The sequence below is a fragment of the Anaerohalosphaeraceae bacterium genome (assembly GCA_035378985.1).
Classification (GTDB): Bacteria; Planctomycetota; Phycisphaerae; order Sedimentisphaerales; family Anaerohalosphaeraceae; genus JAHDQI01.
The window spans coordinates 269,641-290,752 of sequence record DAOSUR010000002.1 but is presented as its reverse complement, the minus strand read 5'-3'; the positions used below and the strand labels follow the sequence as shown (position 1 = coordinate 290,752).

The following is a 21,112-nucleotide window of genomic DNA, read 5'->3' as shown; positions in this document are numbered from 1 at the left end:
TATTTTATCCGCTCGGAAACTCAATATAGACTCCTTGATGGTTGCGGCAAAACCGCTCAATGTCCCGCCGAACAATTTCAGAAAGAACAGCATCTGCATCTGCGGCCGCTGCTTTTTGAGAAAAGACTGCAGGTTCCAACTCCAAATGGAGGGGTTTTTCTCCGGCAGGGACAGCCGCCAAAGAATCATCAGTCCGCGAAGAACTAAGAAACTGATGAACGACTTTTCGAACCGATTCCTTTGGGCCGGTTGTACCTCCGGAAGGGGGCTGACGGCGAGCGCTGCTTTCTTTTCGCTGGGCAGAAAGAATCTGTTCAGACAGGTCAAAATGGGGGATGGACGAATCTTCCTTATTTTCTTCCGAAAAGACAGGAGATTCTGAAGGGAAACTTATTTCCTTTTCGGTTGCCGGGATGCCCGGTTCTCCGATCTGTGTATCAGAAAGCGAAAAGTCTGAGTCAGACTCCTGCTCCGATTCGTCCTGTTCACACAATCGGTCGTACTCCATCTTCCATATTTCGAGCTGCCGGGTCTTTTCCTGCAGTTCTTCTCGAAGGGCGGCAACGGTGTTCAGCGATTCTGTTTGCTGTTTTCCGATCGTCTTCTCAAGCAGATGAATCTGTTGATGCAGGGAGGAATTATGCTGTCTTAAGCTCTCATTTTCCTGGTTGAGAGATGCAATGGTTTTCTGAAGGTCTTCGAGCTTCTTTTGGAGTGTGTTGATTTCGTGAAGGTCGGAGACTTTTCTGTTTTCGAGCGTTTGTCTGTTCTGACGCTCCGCGGCAATCTCTTCAGACAATTGTGTTTTTTCTTGAAGCAGACGAAGATTTTCCTCTTTTAAAGAGTAAATCTGCCGATGCAAATCCTTTTTTTCAGCCTCCATCTGCTGAAACTGGAGTTCCAATTGTTCTATTTGCTTCTGAATCGTCTTCAGTTGGGTATTCTCTTCTGCAAGAGCGGAGCAGGTTTGCTGAGATTTTTGAAGTTCATTCCGGAGATGTTCGATCTCCTCGTTCAGAAAACCAATATGCTTTTCCTGCTCCTGACAGGTTTGGGAAAGATTTTCCTTTTGTTCTTTCAGGAGATGGAGGACTTTTTGAAGGGATTCGAAATTTTTTGGGAAAAACAAAGTTTTGGCTTCCGGACTGGAAGAAGCGGACTTTTCTGAAGACTCAGGGGACTCTCCGGCATCAGAAGGAACTGGCTGAGTATCCGAAGGATTTTCCTCAAAAAGTTCAAACGCGGTCTCCCCAAAGGAGCCGGATTTTGAATTGAGGTCTTCGTTCTCACTTTCAGCGGATTGTTGTGACGGTGGTTCTGCCAAGTTTGTCAAGCCCTCATCCGACCTTGGAAATGAATTTTCTGTATCCGGATTATCTGCATCTGCGGATTCATCCTCCTTTGCTTGTGTGTTCTCCTCAGTCTTGCCGAGAGCACGCAAGATTTCCGCCCTGCACTGAAGAATGTCATCATCCAGATTCTCATCCGGTGCCATATCAGAGCTCCCTAATCACCTATGAAAATAGGCAATATAGCAAAGAGCGGAAGTTTTTTCAAACATTTTTGATGTCTATAATACATCCGCAGGCCCAATACTAACTTGAGTGTACTTATGAAGAGGATACTCACGAATCAAGTCGTTAATTTGGTCAATAGTGACGGCTTTGACGGCTTGAACATCTTCCGAAACAGAACGATATGACTTCAGATAAACCCAGTTGAAACCGAGACTTACAAGCCGTCCCATCGGCCGTTCAGACTCGATAGTAATGGCGCTGAGCACCTTGTTTTTTGCAGCATTTAACTCTTTTTCTGAAACACCTTTTTCTGCCAACTCTCTGAAAATATCCTGGACAATTTGGAGAACTTTCTGTCGATTTCTGGCCGGACAACGGAAGTAACTGGAGAAAATCCCGACACCGTCCATTGCTTCACACTGCATCACAGCAGTGTCGGCAATCGCAGGATCCACCAAAGCCCAGAAAAAACGAGAGCCGGTCGAATCGCCTATAATCAGCGATAAAAGGGACGCCGCATAACGACGGGGGTCCTGCATCGAGACGGATGGGCTCATCAGGCAAATATGTTCGCTGTTTAATCCCTCTTTTGTTTGACGGCATTGTTGTCCGGTCCCTTCAAAATAAGAAAGAGAACGGCCGGCTTCCATGGTCTGCCAGGAGCCGCAATAACGTTCAATCAGCCGACAGGTTTGGTCGAAATCGAACTGTCCGCAGCAGGCTGCCACCAGATTGTTCGGTGCATACCGGCGTCTGAAATAGTCCCGCATTTGTTCGGCTGTCAGATTGCCGATGCTTTCCTCGGTACCAAGAACGCTGTTGGCACAGGGATGCGAACCGAAGTGAAGCTGTCTGGCCTGATCAATCACCTGAAACTCCGGCAGGTCCTTGTACATCGCAATCTCTTCGAGGATGACTTTTTTCTCGACATCAAAGTCATCGATTCGAAGAGCCGGCCGCATCAGACGGCACCACAGTTCCACCGCTGCGAGGAAATATTCCGGAAGGACGGCGGCATAATACACGGTGTTTTCTTCACTTGTGAAGGCATTAAATTTGGCACCAAGCCGGTCAAACGCCTCGTTGACTTCCAGAGAAGAAAGGTCTTCCGTTCCTTTAAAAAGCATATGTTCAAGAAAGTGAGAGACACCGTTGACGGACGAAGTTTCATCTCTCGAGCCGGTTCGTACGAAAAAGCCGAAGGCGGCGGACTGGGCGGTCGGGTTGACTTCGCCGATGATAGTCAGGCCGTTTTCTAATTGGGTGTGCTGGAATTGCATGGCTCTTTTTTACTCCTTCTTCTGAAGCGTCTGAAGAGGCTGCGGTCCAAATGAGACAAAGGTGAATTTCCGTCCGTAGGGGCCGTCCAAAAATTCCTGAATGGACTGAATTCTGAGCGATTCGATGGCCTGGCGGATTTCCTCCAGAGGTCGAATGCGTTTGAGATAAAACCAGTCCGCCGCCAGCCGGGAAGCACGGGCGGAGGTCGATTCATTCTGCATAATCAGTGTGCTTTTCAGCCCCGTTTTGGCACGAAGGAGTTCGTCTTCGCTGATTCCGTTTCGAAGCCGGCGGAATTCTGAAAGAATAACGGAAAGGGTTTCTTCCGCTTTGTCCGGCGTAGTTCCCGCGTATCCGGCAATACCGGCGCAGGAACGGAGGGAATGATACCGCGTCCCTACGGCGTAGCAGAGTCCTCTTTTTTCCCGTACTTCTGTAAAGAGCCGGCTGCTCATTCCTCCGCCAAGAACCATGCAGGCCGCCATAATCGAATAGTACATCGGTGAATCAAACGGAGGAACCTCCGTCATAAAACCAATGTGCACCTGAGCACCCGGATTCGGGAAGTGCTGATACCCTCCGGCGGCTGCACGCAAAACAGGGGGACATTCCCGAGAGGGGGGAATCTCTCCGAACAGCCGCTCTATGTGTTTCAGGAAGGCGTGCGTGTCGATTTTTCCCGCCGCCGCAAGAACAGCTCCGGACCAGGCAAACAGCCGCTCTTTGAGGATTTTGGTTTGCGAGGGTGTTAACTGGCGAAGGTCCTCTTCTTTTCCGACACAGGGTCGTCCGAGCGGATCCGGGTAAAATCGCTCATAAAGGCAGACACTGACTTTCTGTCGGGGGTCGTCGTCGAGAGCCTCCAGCTCCTGACGAGCCAGCTGCCGGCTGGGTTCAAACAGGTCCTCCTCTAAACGCGGACGCAGAAGAATGTCGGCGTACAGTTCAAGAGCTCTGGAGAGGTTTTCGGATTCAAGAGAACCGCCGTAGCTGAGGTACTCCGGGCTTACGCTGCTTTGGCGGTGAAGGCCGATGCCATCCAGTTCTTCCACCAGACGGCGGCTGTCATAGGGTCCGGCTCCGCGAAAGAGCCAGTCATTCAGAACCGCCGCCGCGCCGCAGCAGCCGTCCGGCAGGGCGGCACTGCCGCCGGGCAGCAGAAAAGAAAAAGAGGCCGATTCTACACCGCTGACGGGCTGGACCAGAACAGTCAGGCCCCCGGGCAGAGTCATTTGTTCTACAGATTCCATTTTGTTTCTTTCACTGTGTGTCTCAAGACTTTTTGCGTTCAGCATCCGGTCAGGCCACTGCTGTGTCTGCGGCCTTCTCTATGCTTTCAAACTGAACACTGATTTTTTTGCTGACCCCCTGCATCTGCATGGTAATGCCGTAAAGAACATCTGCGATGCTCATGGTTCTTTTGGAGTGTGTAATAATGATAAACTGACTGTGCTGCTTGAATTCCTGAACAATGAGGTTAAACCGCTCATTATTGGCCTCATCCAGAGCCGCATCTACTTCGTCCAGAACACAGAAAGGAGACGGTTTGCTTTGAAAAACGGCAAACAGCAGAGCAATGGCCGTCATTGTCTTTTCGCCGCCGCTGAGCAGACTGATGGTTCGGGTTTCTTTTCCGGGGGGGCGAGCGACAATTTCAATGCCGCTTTCGAGCAGGTCCTCCGGATTTTCGAGAAAGATATCCGCTTTGCCGCCGCCGAACAGTTTCCGGAAAATCTGCTGAAAATGGGTTCGCACCTGCTCGAAGGTGGCGGCAAACTTTTCCCGGCTTTCCCGATTGATTCGCTCAATCAGCTGCATCAATTGGGCCTTGCTTTGCTGAAGGTCCTCGGCCTGACCACTAAGAAAAGCTGCCCGCTTCTCCAGTTCTTCCTGCTGATCGATGGCTTCCACATTCACGTGTCCCAACCGTTCAATCTTTTCCCGCAGCTGGCGGATTTCTTCCTGAACGGCTTCCCAGTCGGTCTGCTCCTCCCGGAAGGTTTCGTATTGAGCAGCCAAGTCCATCTGAAGTTCTTCCCGAACACGCTGAATCAGGTCTTCCTGACGCACCTGAATCTGCCCCAGATCAATCTGAATCTGGTGAATCGACTCTTCAATCTCCTGCTGAACCCGCCGGCTCTGACGAAGGCGCTGTTCACTTTCCTTCTGTTCGGCCTGAAGGGCTTCAATCTGTTTGTGCAGGAGACGGCTTTGCCTCTGAGCTGTTTCCTTTTCCAAATATAGACGATTCATCTCCGATTCGGTCTTCAGCACAGCCCGTTCCGTTTGTACAATCTGTTCTTGACTGCTGTGGAACTCGGTCCGGGCAGCTTGGAGAGCTATTCGGCTGTGCTGCAGCTGACTTTGAAGCGAGGAAATCTGCTGATGAATGGATTTCTGCTGTTCGACGGCCTGCCCGTACTGAATCTTTAAGTCCGTCAGAGCGGCCGTCTCCTTTTCCAGCTCTGTTTTTTTCTCGTCCAGCGACTTTTGAAGAGCGGCAATCTGTTCCGTCCGCTGGCGGTTCAGCTCCTCCAATTCCTTCAGTTTGCCCTGTGATTCATGCTCACGCCGGACAGACTGCTGAATTTCTTCCTCCAGCTGCTTCATCTCTTCGAAAATCAGGGGCTGTTCGTCCGTCAGCCGTTTGAGATTTTGTTCGATCAGACGCAGACGCGACTCCGTATCCACCCGTTCCGCAGTTGCCTCATAAATGCTCGTGCGAAGGTCCTGACAGACCTTCGAAAGATGAGCGTATTTCTGATCGGCCTGCTGCAGATGTTCCTCCTGTCGGCTGATCTGTTCCTGCAGGTTGTTGAGTACAGATTCAATCTGTTCAATTCGGCTTTTGCGGGAAAGCAGCCCCGCACCGGCAGACTGATTCAGCGGCCCCACAGACAAAAGCATTCCGTTGCTTACAAGGTGTCCGCCGAGCGTGACGAATTGGTATTCTCGGTCCAGCCGGGCGGCTAAATCCAAAGCCGTTTCTACAGAATCTACAAGAAGCACTTTCCCCAGCAGCGACCAGCAGAGGGGAGCATACTGCTCCTCAAAACTGACAAATTCAATCAGCCGGCCACGAACTCCGTTCATTTCTCGAACATCCAGAAAATCCCGGAACGGCTCAAAGCGATCCAGACAAAGCACCTGAAGCCGGCTGTTCAGGTCGGAATAAATGGATTTTTCATCGAGAAATTGCCGCGTGTCATTGACCAGAAGGGCCTGAAGAGCGGGCCCGAGGGCGGCCTCCACAGCCGGGGCATATTCTACATCCGTATGAAGAATATCCGCCAGAACTCCCTCAATCAGGCCGGACTGCTTATTGTGACGGTATCGGTCGAGGATGGTTTTCACGGCTTCATTGAGCCCCTCTCGCCGGTTTTCCATCTCTCGGAGAACATTTCGTTCGGCCGTAAGTCCGCTTCGCTGTTCCTTGAGCTGCTCGAGACTCTTTCGCAGCAGAGCCTCTTCCTGACCGACGGCTTCCATCGATGCTTTCTGCTCCGATAAGGTATGATTCAGCTGCCGCAGGACACTTTGAATCTCTTCCAGACGTGTTTGAAGCTGGGCTTTTTCCGTAAGCCATACAGCTGTTTGCTCCTGGACCTGGGCCGCCTTTCCGCTTAGACGGGTCTTTTGGCCGGACAAATTATTTCGATACGTATTCAGACTCTGGATTTCGTTATGCAGCTGAGCCGTTCGACGAACGATGTCGAGAATGCCGGACTTTTCATCATCCAGCTGTGATTGAAGTTCCGCATAAAACCGGCTGCTTTGGCGAATCTTTTCCTCCTGCCGCTGCATCCGTTGATTCAGTTCGTGCAGACGTCCTTCTCCAGCCTGCAGTTTTTCTCGAAGTGTCTCAATACTTTCCACAAAGTGAGAGCATTGGCGGCTGATGGTGCGAACCTGCTCGTTCGCCTCGTTTTTTCTCTTCTGAAGTTCAGACAGTCGGTCCTTCAGGAAACGAATGCGCTCTATTTGCTGTTCAATTCGGCTGCGAGCGGCAATCAGGGTATTGTCCCAGCGGCCGATTTCCGCCTCGGCCTGGGTGAGCTGACTGTGCAGACGGCTCTCGGCTGCATCCAGACGGGACACCTCCGCAGCGGTTTGTGCAAAACGCTCCTGCCACTGGCCGAGAGTCTGTTCTTTTTCCTTCTGCTGGGTTTTATATTTGTGAAATTCAGCAAGAGAAAAACGGATGCGCAGTTCTTTGAGTCGCTGGGTGTATTCAAGAAAGCTGCGTGCCTTCCCGGCCTGCAGTTTGATACTCCGCAGCTGCCGCTGGACCTCATTGATGATGTCGGCCAATCGGAGCAGATTTTGTTCCGCCCGTTCGAGTTTTCGTTCTGCTTCTTTTTTGTGCACTTTGAATCGGCTGATCCCTGCGGCTTCCTCGAAAATAATCCGACGGTCTACCTTGGAGGCATGGAGCAGCTGGTCGATCTGGCCCTGCTCAATAATCGAATAAGCACTGACGCCGACGCCTGTATCCAAAAAGAGATTGCGTATATCGCGAAGACGGCAGGATTTTCCGTTGAGAAGATACTCACTTTCTCCGCTGCGAAACAGACGTCGTGTGATGGTCAATTCATCCTGCTCCAGCCCCAAAGTCTGCCCGCCGGAAAAGTGGAGGGAAACTTCTGCCATTCCGCTGGGTTTTCGGCTGCTGGAACCGCTGAAAATCACATCGGCCATCTGGCCGCTTCGTAAACTTTTCGGGCTTTGGCTGCCCAAAACCCACTTGATAGCATCCACTACATTGCTTTTCCCGCATCCATTGGGGCCGACAATGCCTGTAATCGGCTGGTTAAACTGAAGTTCAGTTTTGTCCGCAAAGCTCTTAAATCCATTGATGACAACCTTTTCTAACTTCATTATTCCATATACCTCTTTATCCGATATCTTCTGTCCAATATGTCTTAATAAAAGGCTTCTTCTTTCTCAGTTATCGGTCGTTTTGTGCCGTTTTCTGTAAGAAAGAACCCGCCTGAGTCATAGGGCCGGCCAGAAATTCCGCATCCACCATTTTGTTTTCCGCTAACTGTTTGAGCAGAAGGATAATATCCTGATAGGGCACCGCCAGACCCGGCTGTTTTTTCGGATTATCGCTCGGATCAGCGCTTTCTCCGAGTGTCCGAATCAAGGCGGACAATTCACGGTTTGAATAAATCGGCCCAATCAGTCGGGGACGATTGGGATGCCTTCGGGATACAGCGATCATTTTATCCTCGGGTTTGGCATTCAGAAGAATCCCTGTATTCTCGGATTGGAGGAAGACATCGGGTTTGCAGTGAATGGGACTGCCGAAAAGGACAATTTTGGGTGCTTCGGAGCGAAAGACGTAAATGAGAGGGCGTCCGCTGCAGAAAACCCTGTCCACGACAAAACTATCTGCAATCAGATTGCGGGAAATGGAGGAACTCTGGATTCTTTCCAGTTGTCTGTAGGCAGTCAACCGCACATCCGGAAGGTCACTGGAGGCCGCCCGAAGAAGAATCGGTTCTGATTTTCGGGGGCGAACCGTCAGCCCAATCGTTTCAAGAGCCGCAAGACAATAAGGATTGTTCGTATCTTTGGAAAAGGCTTCCATAACAGACAGGGCCTCTTCATCTCCAAGATTCAGCATACATCGGGCGGCATGAAAACGAATCTTGTCATCTGCGGAACCCAGCAGGGGCGCCAATCGATTTAATACTCTCTTTCCGACCGCTTCCAAACCGATTTCTGCATCGGTTTTGTCAGTTTCTTTTTTCAACTTCTCTAAGAGACCTTCTATATGGCGTTTGACCGCCGCCTCCTCATTCATTAAGTAGAATTTATGAACCATAGAAAGAAAACGTTCTTTCTGTTCCCGATAACGGGGCGGTATTTTCAGGGAAATCTCTGAAGAAGATACCGCTGTTGCCGTATCCGGGCCGAAACGCTCATTCAGCCGGTTGCGAATAACATTGACGGCCTGGAAGGACGGCTCCCGCAGAACCAAAGACAGGGCGGCCTCATTTTCGACTGTTCCGCCTCCAAGCAGGTACCAGTTGGAAGCATTCTCCTGATCCAGTTTATTGCGGAACAATTGGCCGTGGGCGGAGGCAAAAGTCTTTGCATATTGGTCGTAACGAACGAAGGTGCTGCGTTCTTTGAGAGGGGCTGTATAAACATATCCCCCATCCAAAGACGCGGTCGTCCGGTCGATTGGAAAAACCAGCAGGTCGAAGGTTTCCTTTTTCTCCGCAAGACGAGGAATTGTGCCGTTGATTTCTACAACAGCTGTATTAGGACTGTCGATGAACTGCCTGGGGCTTAGACCGCCTGTTTTGGGAAGCTGTTGGCGAATGTATTTTTCCAGTTCCGCCCGCAGTGCCGGCGGACATTCAGAGGAGCCGGTCCCGTTTAAACCCGCTGCTATCCCGAATCCGCGGACTTCAATCGCATTAAACTGGTAAAGGTCGGCAAGGTTTCCTATAGTTTTATTTAAATCTACGGGCTGTTCGAGCGGCAACGCTGGTTTTTGTTCTGTTGCGCAGCTGAACAAAAAAACCGGCATCAAAAGGGAGGCTGCACCGAGCTGCCGCCGGCAGAAAGCAGAGAGTTTTTTTGTTTTCATAATACTCCCTCGATAAAACAGGCAAAAAAAGGCTGTTTATCTCGTTTTTTATTTCCAAATCGATGGGAATGGTAAAATAGGATAGATAAAAGCACCCGTAGCGTCAAGCACAAACTCTATTTATTCAGAAAGACCGCAGACACAACAGATTGGGCCTGCGGTCTTTCTTTTTGCATCAGTATCCCTGCATTAATCTTCGTTGCTGTATGGTCAGGAGAGTTTGGGCAGAGAGCAGATTTTTCTGGAGGGTTTCCAAAGAAATACCCGCCGGCAGGGCCCCAGGCCAGCGACGGGCCAAGCCGATAGCCCTTTGGTAGTCAGCAATCATTTCGGCAGTAAGAGCAATTAATTGACGCCGAATATCGTCAATATTTCCGGTGGGTTGCTCTTCCACAACCTTTTCGCGAGCTTGCGGACCTGAACGCTCACGGGTCGTTATCTCACGGCCGTAGCGGTCCTGCAGCGGAATATCGGTATTTCCCGAGTCTCTTTCATTATAATAACGATCCCAAAGTCGGTCCGAGTCAATCAGCCGTACCGTTCCGCGACGGTAATTTTCATATTGACCGCCGCGAGTCACCTCACGGGTGACAGTACTTTTAATGGCCAGTTCTTCGAGGGTATTCAGATGGTTTTCCAGCGTGCTGACGCGGTCTTCCTCTGCCTGAATCTTGGCAAGCAGCTGATCGAGATTTTTCTTGGCTGTGGTGAATTTTTGAATTGTGCTTGACAGGCCGCCCACATTTACAACAGGGACTTCACTCAGTCCCATATCAGAAAGGACCTCACTCAGTGAAGCGGCTTGTTTGTCAGCCAACTTCCAGCGAACGGCTTCCGCAGAAGGAAGTGAGAGAAGTTTGCCCACAGAACGAAGCGGGGAACCGCCGGCAGAGGCCGTTTCCGGCAATCCTTCCGCAATCATCCGTACAACGGCCTGATTTTCCTGTCTGCGGGAGATTTCCACAACAGACAGTTTGCCGTCCGGGGTTCGAACCTCTGCAATGGATAAATGCTTGTCGATCAGGGCCTGGGCCAGCAGTTCGGGGCGATTGCCTCGCTGAGCCAGGGTGGCTGCATAGACACTGAATGAAGCCAGCGTGTCCGGAGCATACGTTTGAAGCATTTGGAGATATTCATCGTCTGTCTTTATGCCTCCGCTGCCCATCGGCCCTACAGCCCCCATTGCGGCCGTAGGGGCGATATAAATCTTCTCACAGGCAAGAGCCACTACGCCCGCTGCCGAAAAAGCGCCTCCGTATTGACCGCCCGACAGGAAGGCAGCCACCCGACAGCCGGTGTTGTCCAGGGCTGTGGTGATGGCTTCGGCAATCTGACGCATTGGTCCTCCCTGTCCGCCGGGAAGGTCAATTTGAATAATAATTCCCTTAGGGCCCTGATCTGCGGCTTTCAGGATCATTTGGGCGGCTTCCTGAGCTACTGCTTCAGAAATCAGGACTTCCGGCTGTTCCAGTTTGATGACCATCACGGAATCCCTCCGTCCCTGGTCATCCCGTGTGATTTCATAATCACTTAAATCCATCGGAATGGTTTTGTTTGCAGCGGCGTTGAACACCAGAACTTTTCCAACAGATTTCTTATGGGTTCGAAAACCCGTAAACGTTTCACCTGTCGTACGGTGTTTGAACGTATCCGCAGGGGACAGTGCGGAAATGAGCATTAAAAATGCAAGAAAAACCTGACTTTTTGTTTTCATAATGACCTCCATGTTTCTCTGCGTCTGTCCGGCCGGCTTTAACGCATGGTTCGAACGCTTTCATACTCGGCTTTTACCGTATTGCGAAATCGGATGACCTTTTCTTCACTCACAGGCACATCCGGATATTTCTGCTTAAGACGAACCAGTGATTCGGTTTGTCGAAGAATATCCTGAAGGGTTTTTAAGGCCTCCGCCCGATTCATATTCTGCCTGGCGCTTAATTCCTTAAATCGCAGGTCGAGGTTTTCCATCAGTCTGTTAAAACGCTTAATCACCAATTCCAGTTCTTCTCGGGCCTTGAGAATATCCTGATTAACCTCAACCCGGGCATCCGAGGCATTTAAGGCAGCCAGCAGGCGGCTTCGGGTATCTGCAATTCCCTCCGCCATTCCGCAGCGAACGGCCCGTTCGGGGGTCAAGGTCAGCAGTTCCCCTTTTTTACAAAAGATTTCTATGACCTGATCACCCGGCTGTTTATCTTTGGCTTCAATAAACAGGTTTTGATTGCCCCGACGAACCTCCAGAACTTCGATATCCATATTCTCCATGGCTTTAGCCAGAATCCCCGGGCGATTGTTCCTTTCAGCCAAAGCAGCCAGATATCCCCTCCAGGCCGAACCGAATTTTTCCCCGATGGCTTCCCCGTACACCTCTTTTTCCGTCTTAAAACCTTCATCGGTTTCCACAATAGCCGTGACCGCACCCATCGCCGTATTGGGGGCCATGTAAATCTTATCGCAGGCCAGCGCAACAGCTGTCCCCGCAGAATAAGCACCCAGATTCTTCTCGCCTTTAATGAAGGCAACCGTCGGGCAAAAACGAAGTTCAGATATGGCGGCACACAGCCGGCGGGTTAAATCCACACGTCCGCCGGGAGTGTCAATTTCAATAAGAATAAAAAGGGGACCTCGACGGGATTCTTTTTGAATCGCTTCCTCAAAGGCGGCTGTCTCAATCTCGTAGGCGATTTCATCCGAGATGGACAGCACCGGCACAAGCCGATTGCGTCCTTCCTGATTTATCTGTATTTCAAAAGTGGAAAGATTGATTTTTTGAATGCCGGCTTCCTGCGTCTGCACTTCGGCCTGTCCGTTCTCATCCACAGCAGCCACATACCCATGAAAAACAACATTCTTCTCCGTTAAATGCCGGAAGGTATCGGCTGTGAGGACGGCCTGACCGCCGACAAACAAGCATATCCATATCCATTTTCCGCCCATCCCGGACCTCTCACTTTTTCATTTTCTACGGATATTCTATCGCTGCGGCCGACAGAAAACCAAAGGTTTCTTTGGAGAAGAACTGTAAAAAATGTTCTATACACAAGACATCCTGTTTGTGCTTTTTTGAAGGGAGCTTCGGCTTTTCTGATAAGTCTTTCGAAGGATTTCTCGTGCGAAGTGTTTGGCAGAAGGGGTCCATTTTGAGATTTCAAGGTAAGAAAATAAAAACCGGAGTTTGTCGGTTTGGCTCACAAAACGGCAGCGATTATTCAAAGATGCCAAATCCGCCTGCCGGTTTTTTCGAAAAGGACGGAACGGCTCCGCTGCCTCCAAATCAATCAGAATGACCCGAATCGGTGCACTGTCCGGTTTTAAAAGAATATGCTTGGGGACCAAATGACGATGAGAGATTCGATGCTGATGAAGATTTCGAACCGCAGCGGCGACGGCGGCAATCATTTCTTTTCGGCAAAGCAGAGACGGCCGTTCATGGGCCCACTGAGACAGCAGTGTCTCCAGAGATAGAAAACCGTCCGCATATTCGGTGATCAGAACGGCTTGCGTATGTCCGTCCTTGCGGCGGCAGCCGAAATAAAGCGGTCGGGGAACTGCGATTCCTTTCCGCTCCAGAAGCAGCAGATTCTCAAATTCCCTTTGAAGAGTCGGAATGCCTCTCAGCGGATGAAGCAATGTCCGGCTGAAATAGTCGGATTGCCTTTTGACAATCAAGTTTCCTCTTTCCGCTTTCCACAGAAATACCTGGCTGAAACCGGATTCTTTCCGATTCGGCTGATCCAGCGGGGTCAGCGGCATGTCCCAGAGCTGCTCAAAAGCAGCGTTGCCCGGTTTTTCAGCGGCGAAATGTTGAAGGCGGTATTCTCTCAGCCCCTTCTGCCTGGTCAGCGTATGCAATCGTAAAAACCTCCTCAGAGGAGCGAACATTATTTGGGTTCTGTTATAACTTCAAAAAATATTCCATCAAATCCGCGCCGCAGGCGATCTCAAAACCTGATTCAAAACTGTTCGGTTCGCTGAATGGGGCGTCGAGGATGTTCTTAATGCCGCTGCCGGCCATGGCAAAAGGAACCGGTTCTCCGACGTGCGAACGGATGTCGCAGGGGGTCGGGTGGTCCGGCATCACAAGGATGCGCCACTGTTCGAACGTCTGAATGGCTTCATAAATCGGCCCGATGATGAACTTGTCGATATTTTCGAGGGCTTTCTTTTTTTGAAGCGGATTGCCGTTGTGCCCGGCCTCATCGGTGGCTTCAATATGAACCAGTACAAGATCGTACTTGTCGAGGGCTTCAATGGCGGCTTCCCCTTTGCCGGCATAATTGGTATCCAGATAACCGGTTGCACCCGGTACTTGGATTAGGTCAAAACCAACCAGCTTGGCCAGTCCGCGAACCAAATCCACCGCCGTGATGACGGCACCGGTCTTTCCATATTTTGTCTGGAATTTTTCCAGATAGGCCCTTCGCCCCTGGCCCCAGAGCCAAATGGTTGTAGCAGGATTTTCCTTCAGGTCCCTCCGCACTTTGTTGATTGGATGGTCTTCAAAAAACTGCTGAGATTTGGCCATCATTTCTTTCAGCAAATCGGCCCCTTTCCCTTTGGGCATGATTTTGCTCAGTTTCTGGCCCAGATAATCGTGCGGGGGATAGGTGGTAACCTTAGTAAAGTCCTGTCCGCTGATGACACACAAATGCCGGTAACTGACGCCGGGATAGAACCGTACGGCAGGATTATCGACGAGTTCAGCGAATTCCTGAATCAGGGCGGTCGCTTCTTTTGTGGTGATGTGGCCCGCGCTGTGATCCACCATTTTTTCGTCCGCTGTGGTAACCAAATTGCAGCGGAATACCCAATCCGACTCACCCAGAGGAATTTCCTGGGCGGCGGCCTCGATGGGAGCCCGTCCGGTATAATTTGTCTTCGGGTCATATCCGAGCAGACTCATCATTGCCACGTCGCTGCCGGGCTGCATTCCTTTGGGAACGGTGTGAACAATTTCCTGTTTGCCCTGGCGGGCGATTTTGTTGATATTGGGAATATCGGCAGCTTCAAAAATCGTTTTGCCGCCTAAACTTTCCTGCGGGTTGTCCGCAGCCCCATCCGGTACAATAATCACGTATTTGGCGGTCATTCCGAATCCTCCGGAATATCAACAATGCGAATGCACACCGGCCGGCCGCTGATGACCTTCAGGCGGCTCAGTTCATCCAGTGCATTAAACATATTTCGTTCGAGGGTCGGATGGGTTGTAATCACAACCGGCACCGTATTTTCCGGTCCGCGCCCTTCGTGCTGTATGGCTCCGCGGATGCTGATTTTGTGGTTGGCCAGAATCCGCCCGTATTTGGCCACTACGCCGGGCTCGTCTTTGGCCATCAGACGAATATAAAACCGGCACTCGATTTCATCGATGGGCTTAATAGGAATAGTCTTCTGTCTGCCGGAGACCATCGGAATTGAATGGAATGTCCGCTGGACAGAGCCCAGTCCGATTTCAATCAAGTCGGCAACAACGGCACTGGCTGTGGCCATCATTCCCGCACCGCGCCCATAGAACATTGTCCGTCCGACGGCGTGCCCGTGGATACTGACGGCATTGAAGGGCCCTGACACAGCCGCCAAAGGGGTATCTTCGTGAATCAGTGACGGATGGACCCGCAACGAAAGGGTTCCATCACCGTTCATCTGGCCGATCGCCAGCAGTTTAATAACATAGCCCATCTCCCGGGCATTGCGAATATCTTCAATTTCAATCCGCTCAATGCCTTCAACATAAATATCGCTCATCGAAATTCTGCGTTCAAAAGCCAGCCCGCCCAGAATCGCCAGTTTATGAGCCGTATCGGTTCCGTTAATATCAAGCGTCGGATCCGCCTCGGCATATCCCTTGGACTGCGCTTCTGCCAGGACCGTTTTGAAATCGGAACCGCTCTTCGTCATCTTGCTGAGGATGTAGTTGCAGGTCCCGTTGAAAATGCCGTACAGTCCCAGAATCCGATTGGCGGCCAGACCGCTTCGAATCGCCAAAATGATCGGAATTCCCCCGCAGCAGCTGGCCTCAAAACCGATGCATCGATTTGCCTGCACGGCGGCGCTGTACAGCTCCTCTCCGTATTCCGCCAGAAGGGCCTTATTGGCGGTTACAATATGTTTGCCTGCCCAGAGGAGCTGGTGGTGGATTTGGCGGGCGGCTGTTGTGCCTCCGACAAGCTCGATTCCAACCGCGATGCTCGGGTCATTCAAAAGACGGTCGAGATTGTCGCTTAAAAGCCCTTCCGGGAGTCGAATCCGGCGAGGAGTAGTTGTGTCTTTGTCAATGACGCAAGCCAGTTCCAGTCGAACTCCGGTTCGAGCAGCTATGGCATCGGCCTCTTCCAGAATCAGCTTGGCCACTCCCGTTCCTACGGTTCCAAAGCCGATTAAGCCCACTCGGAGTTTCGTTTCTTCCATCGATAATCCTTTTCTTTTGCAGATTCAGCGGCGGTCGGTAGGGTTAGCACAGTGAGGAACTTAATCTTTTATTTTCTGATATCGGACCTGTCTGGAAGGCAGGGTTTCACAGACTTTCCGGATAATCTCGAGCATCTTTTCCGCCTCATCCGGTGTCAGCAGGTTGCCGGCGGCTCCGCCTGCAACGCCTCCGCCGATGGCCCCGAGAACTTTGTCATCCTCTCCTGTCACCGCATACCCAATAATCGCACCGGCAGCCGCTCCGACGATCGTGCCGAGGGTTTTCCCGCCTTTCCCCTTGCCGGTGGACATCCACAGAATGCTGCCGTCTTCCACATTCACCATTTTTGCAGTCATCTGAATGTCTTCGCCGAATTTGGGAATGTTGACAATCAGCACCGCCGGTACATTCAGAATTCGTCCGGCTTTGGCGGCATCCTCACTGCTGGTGATTGCAGAGGCCTGAAACTCCTGTTCCTTCAGAAGCACATGTACTTGGGCCCGTTCAATCGGGGAGTATCCCTTTTTCAGAAGCTCCATCGCAAAAAAGTCGGCAATTTGATTGCGGGCGGCCTCTCCCCCGACCGGACCGATGACATCCACCACGGCAATCTTTTGGACATTTGAATAGTCGTAATCCTTGCGGTAATACCCCTCTCCGCTGGTGCAGCCGCTCAGAAGAACCAAAGACACTACACATCCTGCCGTTATGAACAGTCTCATGGTTTGAATTCCTTTCGAAAAACCGGCTATTTTTTTCCTGTATTGTCCGGAAAGCAGCTTTTTTGTCAATCTTTTTCTCTCAAGGTTTTCCCCTGCGGAGGGCGATTTATAGAAAGGACTTGACGAAAAAACCTCGGAAAGGTAGTATCCTTAACTCTTTGGGAAATTGAAAGTTAATAAAGAACAAATTCATGGAGAGAATATGAATCTTTGCAGACAGCTGTTTGCAGCAGCAGGGATTGTAGCAGCGGTTTTGCTGATGAACGGATGTAAAACAGCGAGGGAACTGGAGGCCCCGCAGTATGACCGGCAGCTGCCGCCCGGACAATATGCTCTTCGAAAAATTACGGACCCGGCTATGATTCCGGATATCAGTTTGGCCTGTTACGACACGGTCGATTTGCGAAAAGCCATCGACCATAGTCTGAGTTATCTGTCGAAGCCGTCCAGCAAACAATACTTTCCGCAGGGGGAGATTACTCATCAGATGGCGGTTGATTCTCTGAAGACGATGGCGGATTTGCTGGATCAGGGGTTGCGGGGCAAAGCCCTTCAAAATGCGATATTAGAACGGTTTGACTTCTACCAGTCTGTTGGGTGCGATGACAGGGGAACGGTGCTCTTTACCGGCTATTACACGCCGATTTTTGAGGGTTCTCTGACGGCGGATTCACGATACCGCTATCCGCTTTACAAGCAGCCGGAGGATTTGGTGAAGGGTCCCAACGGAGAAATACTCGGGCGGAAAATGCCGAATGGTTCGATTGTACCGTATCCCTCCCGGCGGGAGATTGAACAGACCGGCATGCTCAAGGGACAGGAGGTTGCCTGGCTGGCGGACCCATTTGAAGTTTATATTGCTCACGTACAGGGCTCAGCGATTCTTCGCCTGCCGGACGGAAAACAGGTTACGCTCGGTTATGCCGCCAACAACGGACATGAGTACAACAGCGTAGCTCAGGAACTGATTCGGGATGGAGTGGTTCCCGCCTCCGGAATGAGTCTGAAAGCGATGATTGATTATTTCAAGGCACATCCGGACCAGATTGACAAATACGTCTACCGCAATCCTCGGTACGTCTTTTTCCGAATCGAGCAGGGCAATCCTCGCGGAAGCCTGAACGAGCCGGTCACACCGCTGCGGACGATAGCCACGGATAAGTCGATTTATCCCCGCGGCTGCCTGGCTTTCCTGAAGACCGTTCTGCCGCGTCCGGCCGGCACCCGGATTCTCAAGGCCCCTTATACCGGGTTTGCTTTGGACCAGGACACAGGCGGAGCCATTCGGGCTCCCGGACGCTGCGATGTGTATATGGGCATCGGCGACCAGGCCGGGCAGATGGCCGGGCAGACGTATGAGGAAGGGCAGTTGTATTATCTCTTTGTGAAGCAGTCTTCCGTTCCTCAGCCCTCAAGCCCGCTGCTGCCTGTCAAAAAATAAACAGCAGAAAAACAGAGCGTTTAAAAACGTTCAAGGAGTTCCGGATCTTTGAAGGGGTTGGTGTGCTCTTTTGCTGCTTTCCAAAGATGGAGCGTGAGCGGTATAGCGATGCCCAATCCGGCTGTACTAAGGATAGCAGCAAAAAATGCACAGATGCTTGCAAGCTGCTTCTCCAATCCGCACAGGCGGTAGAAAACAGTCAGCCGCTGCCTGCAGCCCTTTAGTCCATCAGCCCCCTGAATCACCTTCAGAGTCAGTCGGCTGTTTTCCGCCTCGTACCCACGGAAGTACTCCAGAGATTGAAAAGAAATGGTTCCTAATAGGGGCTCATAGTCGCTGTAAACGAAGAAGTTGTTTTCATTCAAATCCAACGTGCCTACCGGTTCTCCGTTTCCCTTGACAAGAATTGCAGTGCATTGGAGTTCCTTCAGGCATGCCTTCTCTTGAACGGGCACCGGCACGTTCACCTCCAGTCCAAGGCCGAGCCCATGAAAATAATACTCAACGGCGGGTAGGGAAAAGGTATATTCAGTCGGAGCGGAAAAATCAACATCGGTCTCCAGAAGAGGCCGTGACAATTGCTGCACCTTTTTGTGAATTTTCAGACCGCTGTATGCAAAATGCATCCCCAATACAAAAAGCCCCATCCCGAAAAGAAGCAGCAGCAATTTCCAGAAAAATGAGAAAAACTTTTTCGGTTTCTCCGCTTTCGCTCCTTCCTGACTCATAATTCTCCTCCTTCCTGAGTTTCCGGAAACAACTTTTTCCCGTTTACAGACGGCCGCTTTCCCCGAACGCCTCTTCGAGGGCACCGGCGAGCAGTTCGGCCTGCCAGGGGGTCAGAAGATTGGACTGGATGATTTTCTCCGGCGTATTCAGTTTTCGCAGGACGATGCTGGTGAGTGTTGCCTTCGGGGCGATCCACTGCGGCGACAGATTCAGAGCCGCTCCAATCTGTACAACCTTCTTTCGCAGCATTTCAATCTGGCTTTGCTGTTCGAAACTGGGCTGATGTCCGGTTTGCGGTCTTTTGCGGTCCGGCCACTCTTCCGGAGACAGCTGAGATGCTTTTTCAATGGCACGCTTCAGCGATGCCAGACGTTCTCCTCGACAGCTTCGGGGAAGTCGATGCGGGTCGATTTCAATCTTTTTCTTTTGTGCCGCCGCCCATACGGACAAGGCCAGCATTTGTTTGGGATACATAATTCGGAAGGGGGGAACATCCGCCTTTTGGGCTTCTTTTTCCCGCCAGTGCCACAGTTCCCTTACGAAAGCCATTTCTTTGGGCTTAAGACGGCTGACACCTGCAATCCGCCAGATTTCATCCGGATTATTGTTATTTTTTGCAGGCTGGAGAGCCGAGCGAACCGACCAGCGGCAGCTCTGCCGATGCCACTCGAGCCGACCCAGTTCGGCCAGTTTGCCAGACAGAATATCCGCGAGCTCCAGCAGATGACATGTATCGTCCATAGCGTACTTCAGCAGTTCATCAGACAGTGGACGCTTTGACCAGTCAGCCCGCTGATTTTTCTTATGGACCTGAACTCCCAAAAAGTCGGCCAGCAAATCCGAAAGACCGACATGCTCCCGCCCAATCAGCCGTGCCGCCAGCATTGTATCAAATATCTCGCCCTTCGGCTCAAAACCAAATGATGCCTTCAGCATCCGCAAGTCATAGCCGGCATCGTGGAGTACAAGATTCTTTTGACAGAGAATCTCAAAAAAGGCTTTGAGTTCAAAGTCGGCAAGCGGGTCAACAATAAAATGTGAATCCTCCGTCGAAAGTTGAATTAGGCAAACTTTTGGATAGTAATGATGGTAACTGTCCGCTTCTGTGTCGAGGGCGAGACGGCTTGCAGTTTGAATTTGCTCAAGCATTGCTGTAAGTGCTTGTGCATTCTGAACATACTCAAAGCTGAATATCCGCTGTGTTTCCAAGGGCAGCTCTATATACATTTTTTGTCGTTGATGTATACACTTTTTGTAAGGCGGCAAATTTGAAAAGAATTGTAGGTTGACGGACAGCTGTTGTCAAGAATTGTCATTTCGATTGACAGAATCACCCAAACCCGCTACGGTGTAAAGAATAAAAGCAAAAACAGGATGAAAAAAGACCGGATTATAATCCTCGGTATCGAAACGAGTTGCGATGAAACCGCTGCCGCAGTTGTCGCTGACGGCCGAGATATTCTTTCCTCTGTTGTCGCCTCCCAGGCCCATCTTCACAGCCGATACGGCGGCGTTGTCCCGGAAGTGGCCTCTCGTGCGCATGTAGAACACATCCTTCCGGTTGTCTCGCAAGCTGTTGAAGATGCAAGACTTACATCTGATGATATCTCTGCCGTCGCCGTCGCCAATCAGCCCGGCCTGTCCATCGCGCTGATGGTTGGTGTGACAGCCGCCAAGACCCTTGCCTGGGCATGGAGCAAGCCGCTCATCGCTGTCAACCACGTGCATGCACATTTGCAGCCAGCACTTATGAACTGTGAAGTCATCGACTTGCCCGCAGTCGCCCTGATTGTTTCCGGCGGTCACACGAACTTATACGAAGTCTGCTCTTCTGTCCAATTGCAGCTTCTGGGAACCACCATTGATGATGCTGCCGGAGAAGCTTTTGATAAAGTTGCTTCCATACTGAATTTAGGATACCCCGGCGGTCCGGCAATCGAAAAAATCGCCCGCGAAGGCAATCCCAACGCCATCAGCTTTCCCCGTTCTCTGATGGAAAAAAATTCGCTTGATTTCTCTTTCAGCGGTCTGAAAACAGCCGTCCTTTACTATTGTCAGGGGCAAGATATGAAAGGCCAGAACCGAGCGCATCTGATGAGTCGGCAGGAAGTTGCAGATATTGCCGCTTCCTTCCAAGCCGCTGTGATTGACGTACTGATTGAAAAGACACGTCGTGCGATTGAACGAGTAGGGGCCCGCACGGTTCTGCTCGGCGGTGGTGTGGCCGCCAACAACGCCTTGCGGACCGCCCTGGAAGCGTTTTGCCGGAATCGCGGATTGGCCTTTTTCGTAGCATCGAAACCCCTCTGTACGGATAATGCGGCCATGGTGGCCGCTCTGGCCTATCCTAAATACAAAGCAGGACTTTTTGCTGATTTGACACTGGAACCCAAAGCATCTCTGGACTAA

At 51.1% G+C, this 21,112-nt stretch carries 16 protein-coding genes; 3 read left to right on the top strand and 13 right to left on the bottom strand.

Translation table 11 applies throughout. From position 1 onward, the window contains the following. Positions 1-4: 4 nt before the first annotated feature. The gene (locus tag PKY88_03490; protein HOQ04263.1) at positions 5-799 is read right to left on the bottom strand and encodes a hypothetical protein; all 795 of its coding nucleotides are present in this window, start codon (positions 797-799) and stop codon (positions 5-7) included. Between the two features lie 2 nt (positions 800-801). Between PKY88_03490 and PKY88_03485 the strand changes: the two genes are divergently transcribed. Then, positions 802-1,275 carry a hypothetical protein gene (locus tag PKY88_03485; GenBank protein ID HOQ04262.1) on the top strand — a complete coding sequence of 158 codons (474 nt, stop codon included), beginning with the start codon at positions 802-804 and terminating at the stop codon, positions 1,273-1,275. Positions 1,276-1,570: 295 nt separating this feature from the next. Here the strand turns inward: PKY88_03485 and PKY88_03480 are convergent, their stop codons facing one another. The 10 genes from PKY88_03480 to PKY88_03435 form a co-directional block, all read right to left on the bottom strand. Further along, a complete protein-coding gene (locus PKY88_03480) occupies positions 1,571-2,797 on the bottom strand; it encodes a pitrilysin family protein (GenBank protein ID HOQ04261.1) in 1,227 nt (408 codons plus the stop codon). Positions 2,798-2,806: 9 nt separating this feature from the next. Then, positions 2,807-4,048: a pitrilysin family protein gene (locus tag PKY88_03475; GenBank protein HOQ04260.1), complete on the bottom strand. Its 1,242-nt coding sequence runs from the start codon at positions 4,046-4,048 to the stop codon at positions 2,807-2,809. Between the two features lie 49 nt (positions 4,049-4,097). Beyond that, on the bottom strand, positions 4,098-7,676 hold the full coding sequence (smc, locus tag PKY88_03470) for a chromosome segregation protein SMC (GenBank protein ID HOQ04259.1): 3,579 nt from the start codon (positions 7,674-7,676) through the stop codon (positions 4,098-4,100). Between the two features lie 70 nt (positions 7,677-7,746). Then, complete coding sequence (locus PKY88_03465) at positions 7,747-9,402, bottom strand: flagellar basal body P-ring protein FlgI (GenBank protein HOQ04258.1); 1,656 nt, start codon at positions 9,400-9,402, stop codon at positions 7,747-7,749. A gap of 175 nt (positions 9,403-9,577) precedes the next feature. After that, positions 9,578-11,116, bottom strand: coding sequence for a hypothetical protein (locus PKY88_03460; protein HOQ04257.1), 1,539 nt, complete (start codon positions 11,114-11,116; stop codon positions 9,578-9,580). 38 nt (positions 11,117-11,154) lie between these two features. After that, entirely contained in the window at positions 11,155-12,339 is a 1,185-nt protein-coding gene (locus PKY88_03455) for a hypothetical protein (protein ID HOQ04256.1), read from the bottom strand. Between the two features lie 96 nt (positions 12,340-12,435). Continuing rightward, the gene (locus tag PKY88_03450; GenBank protein ID HOQ04255.1) at positions 12,436-13,254 is read right to left on the bottom strand and encodes a lipopolysaccharide kinase InaA family protein; all 819 of its coding nucleotides are present in this window, start codon (positions 13,252-13,254) and stop codon (positions 12,436-12,438) included. Between the two features lie 43 nt (positions 13,255-13,297). Next, on the bottom strand, positions 13,298-14,491 hold the full coding sequence (locus PKY88_03445; protein HOQ04254.1) for a cofactor-independent phosphoglycerate mutase: 1,194 nt from the start codon (positions 14,489-14,491) through the stop codon (positions 13,298-13,300). Beyond that, positions 14,488-15,810: a homoserine dehydrogenase gene (locus tag PKY88_03440; GenBank protein HOQ04253.1), complete on the bottom strand. Its 1,323-nt coding sequence runs from the start codon at positions 15,808-15,810 to the stop codon at positions 14,488-14,490. The genes PKY88_03445 and PKY88_03440 overlap by 4 nt, the downstream gene beginning before the upstream one ends. 60 nt (positions 15,811-15,870) lie before the next feature. Continuing rightward, positions 15,871-16,533: a glycine zipper 2TM domain-containing protein gene (locus tag PKY88_03435; GenBank protein HOQ04252.1), complete on the bottom strand. Its 663-nt coding sequence runs from the start codon at positions 16,531-16,533 to the stop codon at positions 15,871-15,873. Between the two features lie 202 nt (positions 16,534-16,735). Between PKY88_03435 and PKY88_03430 the strand changes: the two genes are divergently transcribed. Next, positions 16,736-17,974 (top strand): MltA domain-containing protein, encoded by a 1,239-nt coding sequence (locus PKY88_03430; GenBank protein ID HOQ04251.1) that lies wholly within the window; start codon positions 16,736-16,738, stop codon positions 17,972-17,974. A 20-nt stretch (positions 17,975-17,994) separates the two neighbouring features. On the opposite strand, the gene PKY88_03425 is transcribed toward PKY88_03430, so the two are convergent. Continuing rightward, positions 17,995-18,702: a hypothetical protein gene (locus tag PKY88_03425; GenBank protein HOQ04250.1), complete on the bottom strand. Its 708-nt coding sequence runs from the start codon at positions 18,700-18,702 to the stop codon at positions 17,995-17,997. A gap of 43 nt (positions 18,703-18,745) precedes the next feature. Beyond that, a complete protein-coding gene (locus PKY88_03420; GenBank protein HOQ04249.1) occupies positions 18,746-19,930 on the bottom strand; it encodes an HRDC domain-containing protein in 1,185 nt (394 codons plus the stop codon). A 147-nt stretch (positions 19,931-20,077) separates the two neighbouring features. On the opposite strand from PKY88_03420, the gene tsaD reads away from it, so the two are divergent. Further along, the gene (tsaD, locus tag PKY88_03415) at positions 20,078-21,112 is read left to right on the top strand and encodes a tRNA (adenosine(37)-N6)-threonylcarbamoyltransferase complex transferase subunit TsaD (GenBank protein ID HOQ04248.1); all 1,035 of its coding nucleotides are present in this window, start codon (positions 20,078-20,080) and stop codon (positions 21,110-21,112) included.

Bases quoted from the DNA above. Each gene is read 5' to 3' on its own strand.
- PKY88_03445 (HOQ04254.1), bottom strand. From the start codon at position 14,491: ATGACCGCCAAATACGTGATTATTGTACCGGATGGGGCTGCGGACAAC.
- PKY88_03480 (HOQ04261.1), bottom strand. From the start codon at position 2,797: ATGCAATTCCAGCACACCCAATTAGAAAACGGCCTGACTATCATCGGC.
- PKY88_03455 (HOQ04256.1), bottom strand. From the start codon at position 12,339: ATGGGCGGAAAATGGATATGGATATGCTTGTTTGTCGGCGGTCAGGCC.
- smc (HOQ04259.1), bottom strand. From the start codon at position 7,676: ATGAAGTTAGAAAAGGTTGTCATCAATGGATTTAAGAGCTTTGCGGAC.
- tsaD (HOQ04248.1), top strand. From the start codon at position 20,078: ATGAAAAAAGACCGGATTATAATCCTCGGTATCGAAACGAGTTGCGAT.
- PKY88_03440 (HOQ04253.1), bottom strand. From the start codon at position 15,810: ATGGAAGAAACGAAACTCCGAGTGGGCTTAATCGGCTTTGGAACCGTA.
- PKY88_03425 (HOQ04250.1), bottom strand. From the start codon at position 18,702: ATGAGTCAGGAAGGAGCGAAAGCGGAGAAACCGAAAAAGTTTTTCTCA.
- PKY88_03435 (HOQ04252.1), bottom strand. From the start codon at position 16,533: ATGAGACTGTTCATAACGGCAGGATGTGTAGTGTCTTTGGTTCTTCTG.
- PKY88_03465 (HOQ04258.1), bottom strand. From the start codon at position 9,402: ATGAAAACAAAAAAACTCTCTGCTTTCTGCCGGCGGCAGCTCGGTGCA.
- PKY88_03420 (HOQ04249.1), bottom strand. From the start codon at position 19,930: ATGTATATAGAGCTGCCCTTGGAAACACAGCGGATATTCAGCTTTGAG.
- PKY88_03460 (HOQ04257.1), bottom strand. From the start codon at position 11,116: ATGAAAACAAAAAGTCAGGTTTTTCTTGCATTTTTAATGCTCATTTCC.
- PKY88_03430 (HOQ04251.1), top strand. From the start codon at position 16,736: ATGAATCTTTGCAGACAGCTGTTTGCAGCAGCAGGGATTGTAGCAGCG.
- PKY88_03475 (HOQ04260.1), bottom strand. From the start codon at position 4,048: ATGGAATCTGTAGAACAAATGACTCTGCCCGGGGGCCTGACTGTTCTG.